We start from the raw sequence: 12,266 nt of genomic DNA, 5'->3' as shown, positions 1-12,266 counted from the left end.
CCTCCCAGCCGCCCCTGGGGTGCAGATGCTCGGACGTCCTAACATCGGCCAGGGACGGCGGGAGGCCGCCGACTGGACGAGGAGTGGTCATGCGAGATGCCGTCATCTGTGCCGCCGTGCGGACCCCGGTGGGCAAGCGGGGCGGGGGGTTGTCCGGTGTGCACGCCGTCGACCTCTCCGCCCACGTGCTCGAGGCGCTGGTGGAGCGCAGCGGCATCGACCCGGCGGTGGTCGACGACGTCATCTGGGGCTGTGTGAGCCAGATCGGCGAGCAGACGTACAACGTGGCCCGCAACGCCGCGCTGGCCGCGGGCTGGCCCGAGACGGTGCCCGGCACGACCATCGACCGGCAGTGCGGCTCCTCGCAGCAGGCGGTCGCCTTCGCGGCGGCCAGCGTGGTCAGCGGCCAGGCCGACGTCGTCGTCGCCGGTGGCGTGGAGTCGATGAGCCGGGTGCCGATGGGGTCCTCGGTGGGCGACGGCTCGGCCGGGCGCCCCCTCGGCCCGCGCTTCATGGAGCGCTACGGCGTGGCCCCCAACCAGGGCGTCGGCGCCGAGATGATCGCCGAGCGGTGGGGCTTCTCCCGCACCCAGCTCGACGAGTTCTCCCTCGCCTCGCACGAGAAGGCCGCCAAGGCCCAGGCCGACGGCGCCTTCGACGAGGAGATCGCGCCGGTCACCACCCCCGACGGCACCGTGGTGCGGGCCGACGAGGGCGTGCGGCCCGGGGGGACGCTGGAGAAGCTGGCGTCGCTGAAGACCCCGTTCAAGGCCGACGGTGTGATCAGCGCCGGCAACGCCAGCCAGATCTCCGACGGTTCCGCCGCGCTGCTGGTGACCACCTCGGAGAAGGCCCGCGAGCTCGGCCTGCGCCCGCTGGTGCGCGTGCACACCACCGTCATGGCCGGTGACGACCCCGTCATCATGCTGACCGCGCCCATCCCGGCCACCCACAAGGTGCTGCAGCGCTCCGGGCTGTCGGTCGACGACATCGGCCTGTTCGAGGTGAACGAGGCCTTCGCGCCCGTGCCGCTGGCCTGGCAGGTGGAGACCGGCGCCGACCTGGACCGGGTCAACCCGCGGGGTGGCGCCATCGCGCTCGGCCACCCGCTGGGCGGCTCCGGCGCCCGCATCATGACCACGCTCGTCCACAGCATGCTGGCCACGGGCACCCGCTACGGCCTGCAGACCATGTGCGAGGGCGGCGGGATGGCGAACGCGACCATCCTCGAGCTGGTCGACTGATCGACGCGTCGTCCACAGGCCACCGACGACGGCCCCCGGTCCCTCGCGGACCGGGGGCCGTCGTCGTCGGTGTGGACACTCGGGGACGTCGGTGCATCCGCCGTGGTCAGGCCGCGTGTCGGCGTCGTCGGGACCGGGTAGGTGCGGAGTCCGGCCGCCGGACCGTGCCTGCCGCCAAGTCGATTCGTCCACAGTCGTGTGCACAGCTGGGGACGGAGTCACAGGCATGTAGTTACTCCGGTGCCCTCCCTGTCACATGCGCCTCACCCGTGGGAAAACCGCAGGTCAGCGGAGTCTGGTCGAACACCCGTTCTCCACACACGGTGGACAACTCTGGGGGTATCGCGCTTTGTCGACCTGTGGACGCAGCGATCGGCTGTGCACAGCGCCTCCTGTGGACAACACGGTGGGTATCCACTCGGTCACACGACAACGGCCCCCGTCCCCGGGTGGGGACGAGGGCCGTGGACGGGGCCTGCGTCAGCGCCAGCGCATCGACATGACCAGGCCGGCGACCATCAGGCCGAAGCCGATGGCGAAGTTCCACGGCCCGATGCTGTTCATGACCCCGATCCGGTCGCCGGCGACGTAGAAGACGACGATCCACAGCAGGCCGAGCACCATGAGGGCGACCATGAGCGGCGCGTACCAGCGCGGGCTGGGCTGGACGGCCCGCGCGGCCGGCGTCCCGGCCTGCAGCGTGCCCTGTGGCGGCGTGTAGGCCGACTTCTTGCGCACCTTGGACTTGGGCACCGTGCGGACTCCCTCCGGGGCCGGATCGTCGCTGCCGGCCGTGACAGAACTCCAGCCTAAGCTGCGGACGTGGCCGGAGCCCGCACCCTGACCCGTCCGGGTGCCCGTCGTGGCGCCGCGTGGGCGGCGCTGGTGCCCGTGGTGGCGCTGCTCGCCGGGCTGCTCTTCGCCACCTCCAGCCAGACCGCCGACGGCACCGACCTGCGCGGCGGGGAGGTCACCGAGCTGTCGGCGCTCATCGCGGCGCGCGAGGAGGTCCTGCGCACCCAGCAGGAGCAGCTGGCGGCCCTGCGCGAGCAGACCCAGGCGCTGACCGACCAGGCGGCCTCCCGGGACGGCGCGGTGGCCGCCGCCCAGGTGCAGGACGCCGGCGCGGAGCTGTCGGCCGGCCTGGTGGCGCTCACCGGCCGCGGCGTGGAGATCGTCCTGGACGACGCCCCCCGCCGGCCGGACGGCTCGCTGCCCATCGGCGCCCGCCCCGACGACGTGGTCATCCACCAGTCCGACGTGCAGGCGGTGGTGAACGCGGTGTGGGCCGCCGGCGCCGACGCGGTCGCGATCATGGACCGGCGGCTGATCGCCACCAGCGCGGTCCGCTGCGTCGGCAACGTGCTGCTCCTCGAGGGGCGCACCTACTCGCCGCCGTTCGTGGTCACCGCGGTCGGGGACACCGCCGCGATCCGCGCCCAGCTGGCCGCCTCGCCGCAGGTGGCGGTGTTCCAGCAGGCGGTGGAGGACTTCGGGCTCGGCTTCGACGTCCGCGACCGCCCGTCGCTGACGGTGCCGCCGTACGAGGGACCGCTGGACATGGAGCACGCCACCGTTGCTGACGACTGACGGCCGCGCCGTGTACACAGGGAGCGTGAGCCGCCCCGTCCTCGTCGTCGACAACTTCGACAGCTTCGTCTACAACCTGGTCCAGTACCTGGGACAGCTGGGCGTGCGGTGCATCGTCCGCCGCAACGACGCCGTCACCGTCGACGAGCTCGCCGACCTCGACGTCGCCGGGGTGCTGCTGTCCCCGGGCCCCGGGACGCCGTCGGCCGCCGGGGTGACCGTGCCCATGGTGCGGGCCGCCGCGGACGCCGGCACGCCCGTCCTGGGGGTGTGCCTGGGCCACCAGGCGATCGCCGAGGCCTTCGGCGCCGAGGTGGTGCGGGCACCGGAGCTGCTGCACGGCAAGACCAGCCAGGTGGTGCACGCCGGTGTCGGCGTCCTCGCCGGGCTGCCCTCGCCGTTCACCGCCACCCGCTACCACTCGCTGGCCGTCGAGCGCGGCACCGTGCCCGACGAGCTGGAGGTGACCGGGGAGACGCCGTCCGGGATCGTCATGGCCCTGCGGCACCGGGAGCTGCCCATCGAGGGCGTGCAGTTCCACCCGGAGTCGGTGCTCACCGAGGGCGGGCACCGGATGCTCGCGACGTGGCTGGAGTCCTGCGGCCTGGCCCCCGACCCCGCCGCGGTCGAGGCGGCCACCGCGGCCGCCCGCCGGCTCACGACGGTCGCCACGCCCGCCTGAACCGCCCGACGACGAAGGGTCCCTCCCCGCCCGGGGAGGGACCCTTCGTCGTCGCAGGAGCCGGTGCGCGTCGCCGCTAGTCCGCCGGTGCGGCGCCGCCGCCACCACCGCCGCCGCCACCGCCACCGCCGCCGGTGCCGCCGCCCTGGGGCGCCCGGCCCACGGTGATGGTCACCGTCGAGCCCGGCTGCACCTCGGCGTTCGCCGAGGGGCTCTGGGCGAGCACGACGCCGACGTCGGCCTGGTCGCTGTCCTGCTGGACGACGGTCACGACCAGACCCAGCCCCTGCAGGGTGCTGGTGGCCGCGGCCTGCGGCTGGTCGACGACGTTCGGCACGGTGACAGTCTCGGGCTCCTGCGGACCGCTGGAGACCCGCAGCGTGATCGGGGTGTCGGCGCCGGCCTGGGTGCCGCCGGCGGGCGACATGGCGACGACGGTGCCCGCGGGCTGGTCGTCCTCGGCCTGCTCCACCCGGACGTCGGTGAACCCGTCGTCGCGCAGGGCCTGGGTGGCGGCCTCCTGCTGCTGGCCCACCACGTCGCGCACCTCGGCGGTCCCGTCGGACACCGACAGCGTGATCGTGGTGTCCGGCGACACCCGGCTGCCCTGCTCGGGGTCGACGGCGACGACGGTGCCCTCCGCCTCGAGGGAGTCCACCGAGTCCCGGTTGATGTTCCCCGTGAAACCGGCGTTCTCCAGGGCGGTCCGCGCGTCGTCCTCGTCCAGGTTGACCACCGGCGGGACGGCGATGCTGTCGGGCTCGGCGCCCACGACGAGGTCGACCTCGCTGCCCTCGTCGACCTGCACGCCGCCGGCGGGGGTGCTGGAGAGGACGGTGCCCACCCGGTCCTCGTCGTCGGTGACCTCGGTCGTCACGTCGCCCACGACCAGGCCGGCGCCGGTGATCGCGGCCTCCGCGTCGGCCTGCGGCAGGTCGACCAGGGCAGGCACCGCGACCTGCTGGACGGCCGGCGTCTCCTCGTCGCCGCCCGCGTCGAGCAGCAGGGCGGCGGTGATGACACCCCCGAGCAGCAGGACGGCGGCGACGACGGCGAGGAGCACCCGCGTGCGCCTGCGCCTGCGGGCGGTCTCGTCGTCCTCCTCGTCCCAGTCCCCACCGTGGTGACCGGGGGCCGCGCCGAGGATGGTGGTCTTCTCGGCGTCGTTCATGACCGGCGTCGCCTCGACCCGCTGCCCGGCCAGGGCCCGCAGCAGGTCGTTGCGCATGTCTGCGGCCGACTGGTAGCGGTTGGCCGGGTTCTTGCTCATCGCCTTGAGCAGGATCGCGTCCAGTTCCGGCGGGATCGCCGGGTTGATCGACGACGGCAGGCGGGGGTCCTCCCGCACGTGCTGGTAGGCGACCGCCACGGGGGAGTCGCCGGTGAACGGCGGCGCGCCGGTGACCAGCTCGTAGAGCAGGCAGCCCACCGAGTAGACGTCGGAGCGGGCGTCGACGCCCTCACCCCGCGCCTGCTCGGGGGAGAGGTACTGGGCGGTCCCGATGACCGCGGCGGTCGAGGTCATCGTGGCCGCGGAGTCCGAGACCGCGCGGGCGATGCCGAAGTCCATGACCTTCACCGAGCCCTGCGGCGTGATCATCACGTTCCCGGGCTTCACGTCCCGGTGCACGATGCCGTTGCGGTGGCTGAAGTCCAGCGCCCCGCAGATGTCGGCGGCCAGACTCATGGCCCGCTCCGGGGGCAGCACGCCCTCGCTGCGCAGCACGTCGCGCAGGGTCTGGCCCTCGACGTACTCCATGACGATGTAGGGGGTGGCGCCGCTGGCCGAGCGGTCCTCGCCGGTGTCGTAGACCGCGACGATCGCCGGGTGGTTCAGCGACGCCGCGGCCTGGGCCTCCCGCCGGAAGCGCACCTGGAAGGACGGGTCGCGGGCCAGGTCGCTGCGCAGCACCTTGACCGCGACCTCGCGCCCCAGCCGCAGGTCGCGGCCCCGGTGCACCTCGGCCATGCCCCCGCGGCCGAGCACCCCGCCGATCTCGTAGCGCTCTCCGAGCACCTGCGGCGTGGTCATCGGGGGTCCTCTCGGGCGGTGCGGTCCTGCGTCCGGACGGGAGCGGGGCGCGGGGAACGGCGGCGGACCGCGGGGCCGGCGGGGAGCCTAACCGCTCGGGCGGTACCGGCCGGGGCGACGCGGGGCTGCGGGATCACTCGGCCGCACCCGGTGCCTGCTGACCCGCCTGGGGGTTCTCGGGCGCCGGCTCCCCGGGGAGGGGCGGCTCCGGCTCGGGGGCCGGCGCCCCGGGCACCGTGGTGGCCGTGGGGGTGGGGGTGGCGGTCGTCGTGCGCGTCGGCGTCGGGGTGTCGTCGGACTCCTCGTCGTCACCGCGGTCCCCGCCCGGGTCGTTGCCCTGGCTGTTGCCGGGCGGGGTGGTCGTCCGGCCGGGGACCGACGGCGTCGTGGTCGCGGTCGCCGTCGTGGGCTGGGCCGGGGCCTCCCCGTCGTCGGCCGGGCTCTCGTCGCTGCCGTCGTCGGGGGTGTGGTCCTCGGGCGCGTAGTACAGCGTGACGACGGTGCCCAGGGGCACGGCCTCGTTGGCGGGGTCGGAGGCGACGACGTCGCGCGCGTCGAAGGCCCGGCCCGGCGCGGTGACCTGCGCGGCGTTGGCCTCTCGCTGGCTGACCTGCAGGCCGTTGCCGACCAGGTACTCCTCGACCTCGTCGACGTTCTGCCCGATGAACGCGTCGGTGTCGACGGTGAACGTGCCGGCCGCCGCGGTGGTGGTGCTGGTGGCCGGTGCGCTGGTCTCCTGCTGACCGCCGGCCGAGGGCTCGCGGTCGCCGGAGAGCAGGAACCACGTGCCGCCGCCCAGCAGGGCGAGCAGCAGCAGCCCGGCGACCAGCCACACCCACCGGTTGCGGCCGCGGGACGGCTCGGCGTGCCGGGGCCCGTCCCAGCTCTCGTCGTCCCCGGCCGGCCGGCGCAGCGGGGGCATGGTGCCCGGCCCCGAGCCGGTGCCCGTCCCGGTGCCCGTCCCCGTCCTCGGGCCGCCGGTGCCGCCGGCGGAGGCCGCACCCAGCACCTGGGTGCGGCTGTCGGAGATGTCGGTGACCAGCTCGGTCCGGGCCGTCGCCGGCTCCGCCGGGGCGGCGGGGGTGGGGCTCGGGCGCACCGGGGCCGCCGTGGCGCGACCGCCGGTCGTCGGGGCGGCCGACAGGCCGTTCCCGGCGGCCACCGAGCGGACCGCAGCGGCGAACGCGCCGCCGTCGGCGAACCGGTCGGCGGGGTCCTTGGCCAGGGCCCGCTCGATGAGCAGCCGCACGGGGGCCGGCACGTTGCCCGGCAGCGGCGGCGGGGGGCGGTTGATGTGCGCCAGTGCCACGGCCACCTGCGAGGTGCCGTCGAAGGGCCGCCCCCCGGTCAGGCACTCGTAGCCGACGACGCCGAGGGAGTAGACGTCGGAGGCGGCGGTGACCTCGAAGCCCTGCGCCTGCTCGGGGGAGAGGTACTGGGCGGTGCCGACCACCATGCCGGTGCGGGTCAGGGGTGTGGCGTCGCGGGCGCGGGCGATGCCGAAGTCGGTCAGCTTCACCACGCCGTCGGGCCGCACGATGAGGTTGCCCGGCTTGATGTCGCGGTGCACGACGCCGGCCTTGTGCGCCGCCGACAGCCCGTCGGCGGACTGCCCCAGCACGTGCAGCGTCCAGTCGACCGGGAGCTTGCCCTCCTCGTGGAGGATCGTCACCAGCGGCTTGCCCTCGACCAGCTCCATGACGAGGAACGCGAGCTGGCCGCCGCGGTCGTCCTCGGTCTCGCCGTAGTCGTAGACCGAGGCGATGTTCGGGTGGCTGAGCGCCGCGGTGTGCCGCGCCTCGTTGCGGAACCGGGCCACGAAGCTGGGGTCGCCGGTGAACTCGCTGCGCAGCACCTTGGCGGCGACGACGCGGTCGAGCACGCGGTCGCGGGCGCGCCACACCTCGCCCATGCCGCCGGTGGCGATCGGGGCGGTGATCTCGTAGCGGCCGGCGAGGATCGTGCCGGTGGACAGGGCCATCAGCCGCCCTGCCCGTCCAGGTAGGCCTGCATGACCTCACGGGCGATCGGCGCGGACACGTCCCCACCCGTACCCCCGCCGTTGGCCACGAAGACCGCGACGGCGATCTGCGGGTCCTCGGCCGGGGCGAACCCGATGAACCAGTTGTGGTCGGGCACGTCGGGGGACACCTCCGCGGTGCCGGTCTTGCCGGCCACCTGCACGCCGGAGATGCGGGCGGCCCGGCCCGAGCCGTTGGCCACGACGCTCTCCATCATCTCGGTCAGCTGGTCGGCGACCTCGGGGGTGATCGGCTCGCCGAGCTCCTCCGGGTCGGTCTCCTCGAGGACGGACAGGTCGGGGGCGCGCAGCTGGTCGACCAGGTACGGCGCCATCAGCGTGCCGTCGTTGGCGACCGCGGCGGCGATCATCGCCGCCTGCAGCGGGGTCATGCGGACGTCCTGCTGGCCGATCGAGCTCACCCCGAGCTGGGCGTCGTCCTCCGGGTCGCCCATGGTGCTGGGCTGCACCGTCAGGGGGATCTCCCGCTTCTCGCCGTCCATCCCGAACGCCTCGGCCATCTCCCGGACGCGGTCCTCGCCGAGGTCGATGCCCAGCTGCACGAAGGCGGTGTTGCAGGAGACGGTGAGCGCGTCGAGGAGCGTCTGCTCGCCGGTGCTGCTGCAGCGGGAGCCGCCGAAGTTCTCCACCTCGGTGGAGGTGCCCGGCAGGGTGATGACGTCGGGCGCCGGGATCACCGTGTCGGGGGTGTACCCGTCCGACAGCGCCGCCGCCGAGACGATCACCTTGAACACCGACCCCGGCTGGTAGTTGTCGCCGATGGCCCGGTTCAGCCGCGGGTCGCGCTCGGCGCCGTTGAGCTGCTCCCAGTAGTCGCGGATGGCCTGCGGCTCGTGGCTGGAGAGCTGGTTCGGGTCGTAGGTCGGCGTGCTGCCCATGCCCAGCACCGCGCCGGTGCCGGGGTCCAGGGCCACGACGGCGCCGGTGACGCCCTCCAGACCGGCCATCGCGGCCTCCTGGACGGCGGGGTCGAGGGTGAGCACGACGTCGCCGCCGGAGGGGTCGCGCCCGGTGAACAGGTCGGCGAGGCGGCGGGCGAACAGCCGCGCGTCGTTGCCGGCGAGGAACTCGTTCATCGACCGCTCGGTCTGCGCGTTGCCGTAGACCAGCGAGTAGTACCCGGTGACCGGCGCGTACAGCTCCCCCTGCGGGTACTGCCGCAGGTAGGTCAGCCGGTCGTCGGTGGCCACCGAGGTGGCGACCTCGGTGCCCGCGACGACGATCGAGCCGCGCTCGCGGTCGTACTCCTCCGACAGCACGCGGGTGTTGCCCGGGTCGGTGCGCAGCTCGTCGGAGCGGACCACCTGGATGTAGTTCACGTTGATGATCAGCAGCGTGAACAGCACCAGCACGCTGATGGCGACCCGGCGCAGGGGTGCGTTCACGGCGTCACCACCTCGGTGGGCGCGTCGCCCAGCGCCGGCTTCGGCGGCCCGGCGGGGGCGGCCGGACGGCGGGCGGCGTCGCTGATCCGCACCAGGACGGCGACCAGCACGAAGTTGGCCACCAGCGAGGAGCCGCCGTAGGCGAGGAACGGGGTGGTCAGGCCGGTCAGCGGCAGCAGGCCGGTCACCCCGCCGAGGACGACGAAGACCTGCCAGGCGATGGCGAAGGCCAGGCCCGCGGCGAGCAGCTTGCCGAAGGCGTCGCGGACGATCAGCGAGGTGCGCAGGCCGCGCTCCACGAGCACCAGGTAGACGATGATCACCGCGACCAGGCCGAAGAGGCCGAGCTCCTCGCCGATGGCCGCGGCGATGAAGTCGCTCTTGGCGACCGGCACCTGGTCCGGGCGGCCGCCGCCGAGACCGGCGCCGAACAGACCGCCGGTGCCCAGCCCGAACAGCGACTGCACCAGCTGGTAGCCGGAGCCGTCGCGGTACTCGAAGGGGCTCAGCCAGACGTCGACGCGGGCCTGCACGTGGGTGAACACCTGGTAGGCGATCAGCGCCGCCCCGGCGAAGAGGCCGAGGCCGATGAGCAGCCAGCTGGCGCGCTCGGTGGCGACGTACAGCATCACCACGAAGATGCCGAACAGCAGCAGCGAGCTGCCGAGGTCGCGCTCGAAGACCAGTACGAGGATCGACAGCGCCCAGGCCACCAGCACCGGCCCGAGGTCACGGGCGCGCGGCAGCTCCAGGCCGGCCACCCGGCGGCTGGCCAGCGCGAGCACGTCGCGCTTGTCGACCAGGTAGGCGGCGAAGAAGACGATCAGGCAGATCTTGGCGAACTCGCCGGGCTGGATGCTGAAGCCGGCGAGCCGGATCCAGATCTTGGCGCCGTTGACCTCCGACAGCGACGACGGCAGCACCGCGGGGATCGCGAGCAGCACCAGCCCGACCAGGGCCAGGGTGTAGGCGAACCGGGACAGCACCCGGTGGTCGCGCAGCACGACCAGGACGGCGACGAACAGGGCGACGCCGAGGGTGGCCCACACCAGCTGGACGGGGGCGTCCTCGCGGGTGGCGCTGTCGACCTGCTCGGCGGCGAGGTCCAGCCGGTGGATCACCGACAGCCCCAGCCCGGTCAGCAGCGCCACCGCCGGCAGCAGCAGCGGGTCGGCGTAGGGCGCCAGCTTGCGGACCACGACGTGGACGACCGCCCACAGCGCGGCGAACCACCCGCCGAAGGTGAGCAGCTCCGGGCGCAGCGACCCGGTGATGGTCAGGTCGACGATGCCCTGCGCGACGAGGGTGATGAGGACGGCGAAGGCCAGCAGCGCCAGCTCGGTGTTCCGCCGCGTCGGCGGGGCGGCACCCGCCGCGTTCGCACGGGGGTCCGTGGACGGGCCGGTCGTCACTTCGCCTCCCGGCAGTCCACTCCGGGCTCGGGCGCCGGCGTCGACCGCTCGGACGCGGTGGCCTCGGAGGTCGTCTCCGCCGGGACCGTCGGCGGCACGAGCCCGCCGGGTGCCGGGACGCCGTCGGGAGCCGGGGTCGGAGTGGCGGTGGGCGAGGACGACGGCAGGGACCGCGCGCTGCCGTCGTCGTCCGCGCTCGGGCACACGGGCAGGCGCTGGGCGCGCAGCATGGCGACGATCCGGTCGGCGTGGTCGCCGTCGGTGGCGTCGATGCCCCGGCGCACCTTGCTCGCGTCGGCCTGGGTGAGGTCGCCGACGGCCAGGTCTGTCACGTCGGCCACCCGGTTGAGCTCGACGCCCAGCAGGGCGGTGTCGATGCCGCGGAAGACGGTGACCCGCTCGCCGGCGGAGGTGTCCTCGACGCCGACGAACCAGTTCGACAGCACCCACAGGTAGGCGCCCACCGCGAGGGCGGCCGCGAGCAGCAGCGCTCCCAGGCCCCACAGCAGCCGGCGCCGACGGCGCCCGGGCGGCGGGGCGGCGACGGCGCTGGCGCCCGCACCGGACGGCGGCGGGGGCGTCGGGGGCGGGTCGGCGAGGGCGGCCCGGCCGGCCGCCGAGCGGGGGTCGACCTCGCGCTGGCCGATGTTGTCGCCGGCGGCACCGTCGACCACGGGGTCCACCGGCGCGGTGCCGTGCCCGCCGTCCTCGACGACGTCGGCGACGATGACGGTGATGTTGTCCGGGCCGCCGCTGCGCAGGGCGAGCTCGATGAGCCGGTCGGCGGTGGCCTGCGGGTCCGGGTCCTGCAGGGCGGCGGCGAGGGTCTCCTCGCTCACCACGCCGGACAGGCCGTCGGAGCACAGCAGGTAGCGGTCGCCGGCGCGCGCCTCCCGCATCGACAGGTAGGGGTCGACCTCCTGCCCGTTCAGCGCGCGCAGCAGCAGCGAGCGCTGGGGGTGGTGGTTGGCCTCCTCCGGCGTGATCCGGCCGTCGTCGATCAGCGTCTGCACGAACGTGTCGTCGTGGGTGATCTGGGTGAGGACGCCGTCGCGCAGCAGGTAGGCGCGGGAGTCGCCGATGTGGCACAGGGCCAGCCGGCCACCGGCGAACAGGACGGCGGTCAGCGTCGTCCCCATGCCCTCCAGCTGCGGGGACTCGCGGATCACCTCGCGCAGGTGCTCGCTGCCGTCGAAGACGGCCTCGCGCATCGCCTGCAGCATGTCGCCGGACGGCGCGTCGTCGTCCAGGTGCTCCAGGGCGGCGATGACCACCTTGCTGGCGACGTCGCCGGCGGCGTGGCCACCCATGCCGTCGGCGACGGCCAGCAGCCGCGGGCCGGCGTACACCGAGTCCTGGTTGTTGCCGCGGACCAGGCCGCGGTCGGACCGGGCCGCGTAGCGCAGCACGAGGGTCATGAACGCAGCTCCAGGGCCGTCTGGCCGATGCGGATCGGCTGACCGGGGGCGACCAGCAGCGGGCCCTGCACGCGCTGCTGGTCGAGGTAGGTGCCGTTGGTGGAGCCGAGGTCCTCGACGTACCACTGGCCGCCGCGGTTGGTGAGCCGGGCGTGGCGGGAGCTGGCGAAGTCGTCGGTGAGCACGAGCGTGGAGTCGTCGGCCCGGCCGATGAGGATCGGCTGGTCACCCAGCGTGATCTTGGTGCCGGTGAGCGGCCCCGCGGTGACCACCAGCGTCTTGGGCCCGCGGTTCTTCTTCTGCTTGCCGGTGGCCGCGCGCGGGGGCACCGACGCCACCCGCCCGGCCCGGCCACCGAACAGGTCGGCGCGGACGACGCGGAAGGCGGCGAAGATGAACAGCCACAGCAGCAGCAGGAAGCCGAAGCGGAAGATCTGCAGCACGATCTCGGCCGTCATCGCA

10 protein-coding genes are annotated in these 12,266 nt (G+C 74.2%); 3 read left to right on the top strand and 7 right to left on the bottom strand.

Annotated features, from left to right (window positions below):
* The first annotated feature begins 89 nt into the window (after positions 1-89).
* Entirely contained in the window at positions 90-1,244 is a 1,155-nt protein-coding gene (locus ACI79E_RS11610) for a thiolase family protein (protein ID WP_456932696.1), read from the top strand.
* Positions 1,245-1,724: 480 nt separating this feature from the next.
* On the opposite strand, the gene crgA is transcribed toward ACI79E_RS11610, so the two are convergent.
* A complete protein-coding gene (gene crgA / locus ACI79E_RS11605; RefSeq protein WP_456932695.1) occupies positions 1,725-1,997 on the bottom strand; it encodes a cell division protein CrgA in 273 nt (90 codons plus the stop codon).
* Between the two features lie 69 nt (positions 1,998-2,066).
* Here crgA and ACI79E_RS11600 point away from each other — a divergent pair, with 69 nt between their 5' ends.
* Both ACI79E_RS11600 and ACI79E_RS11595 read left to right on the top strand, forming a co-directional pair.
* Positions 2,067-2,834 (top strand): DUF881 domain-containing protein, encoded by a 768-nt coding sequence (locus ACI79E_RS11600; protein WP_456932694.1) that lies wholly within the window; start codon positions 2,067-2,069, stop codon positions 2,832-2,834.
* A gap of 25 nt (positions 2,835-2,859) precedes the next feature.
* Positions 2,860-3,516, top strand: a complete 657-nt coding sequence (locus tag ACI79E_RS11595) for an aminodeoxychorismate/anthranilate synthase component II (RefSeq protein ID WP_456932693.1) — start codon at positions 2,860-2,862, stop codon at positions 3,514-3,516.
* Positions 3,517-3,592: 76 nt separating this feature from the next.
* On the opposite strand, the gene pknB is transcribed toward ACI79E_RS11595, so the two are convergent.
* The 6 genes from pknB to ACI79E_RS11565 form a co-directional block, all read right to left on the bottom strand.
* Positions 3,593-5,548 carry a Stk1 family PASTA domain-containing Ser/Thr kinase gene (gene pknB / locus ACI79E_RS11590; protein ID WP_456932692.1) on the bottom strand — a complete coding sequence of 652 codons (1,956 nt, stop codon included), beginning with the start codon at positions 5,546-5,548 and terminating at the stop codon, positions 3,593-3,595.
* Positions 5,549-5,681: 133 nt separating this feature from the next.
* Positions 5,682-7,529 (bottom strand): serine/threonine protein kinase, encoded by a 1,848-nt coding sequence (locus tag ACI79E_RS11585; RefSeq protein WP_456932691.1) that lies wholly within the window; start codon positions 7,527-7,529, stop codon positions 5,682-5,684.
* Positions 7,529-8,974 carry a peptidoglycan D,D-transpeptidase FtsI family protein gene (locus tag ACI79E_RS11580; RefSeq protein WP_456932690.1) on the bottom strand — a complete coding sequence of 482 codons (1,446 nt, stop codon included), beginning with the start codon at positions 8,972-8,974 and terminating at the stop codon, positions 7,529-7,531. Before ACI79E_RS11580 ends, ACI79E_RS11585 begins: the two co-directional genes overlap by 1 nt.
* Complete coding sequence (locus ACI79E_RS11575; RefSeq protein ID WP_456932689.1) at positions 8,971-10,386, bottom strand: FtsW/RodA/SpoVE family cell cycle protein; 1,416 nt, start codon at positions 10,384-10,386, stop codon at positions 8,971-8,973. Before ACI79E_RS11575 ends, ACI79E_RS11580 begins: the two co-directional genes overlap by 4 nt.
* Positions 10,383-11,804, bottom strand: coding sequence for a protein phosphatase 2C domain-containing protein (locus ACI79E_RS11570; RefSeq protein ID WP_456932688.1), 1,422 nt, complete (start codon positions 11,802-11,804; stop codon positions 10,383-10,385). Before ACI79E_RS11570 ends, ACI79E_RS11575 begins: the two co-directional genes overlap by 4 nt.
* Positions 11,801-12,262, bottom strand: coding sequence for an FHA domain-containing protein FhaB/FipA (locus tag ACI79E_RS11565; RefSeq protein ID WP_456932687.1), 462 nt, complete (start codon positions 12,260-12,262; stop codon positions 11,801-11,803). The genes ACI79E_RS11570 and ACI79E_RS11565 overlap by 4 nt, the downstream gene beginning before the upstream one ends.
* Between the last annotated feature and the right edge of the window lie 4 nt (positions 12,263-12,266).

This window comes from Geodermatophilus sp. SYSU D00079 (assembly GCF_054050635.1).
Note: the sequence above shows the minus strand (reverse complement) of the source record. Positions and strands in the feature narration are given on the sequence as shown.

What these genes read in the sequence shown, in the direction of transcription:
- ACI79E_RS11565 (WP_456932687.1), bottom strand. Translation starts at nt 12,262, where the DNA reads ATGACGGCCGAGATCGTGCTGCAGATCTTCCGCTTCGGCTTCCTGCTG.
- ACI79E_RS11585 (WP_456932691.1), bottom strand. Translation starts at nt 7,529, where the DNA reads ATGGCCCTGTCCACCGGCACGATCCTCGCCGGCCGCTACGAGATCACC.
- ACI79E_RS11610 (WP_456932696.1), top strand. Translation starts at nt 90, where the DNA reads ATGCGAGATGCCGTCATCTGTGCCGCCGTGCGGACCCCGGTGGGCAAG.
- ACI79E_RS11570 (WP_456932688.1), bottom strand. Translation starts at nt 11,804, where the DNA reads ATGACCCTCGTGCTGCGCTACGCGGCCCGGTCCGACCGCGGCCTGGTC.
- pknB (WP_456932692.1), bottom strand. Translation starts at nt 5,548, where the DNA reads ATGACCACGCCGCAGGTGCTCGGAGAGCGCTACGAGATCGGCGGGGTG.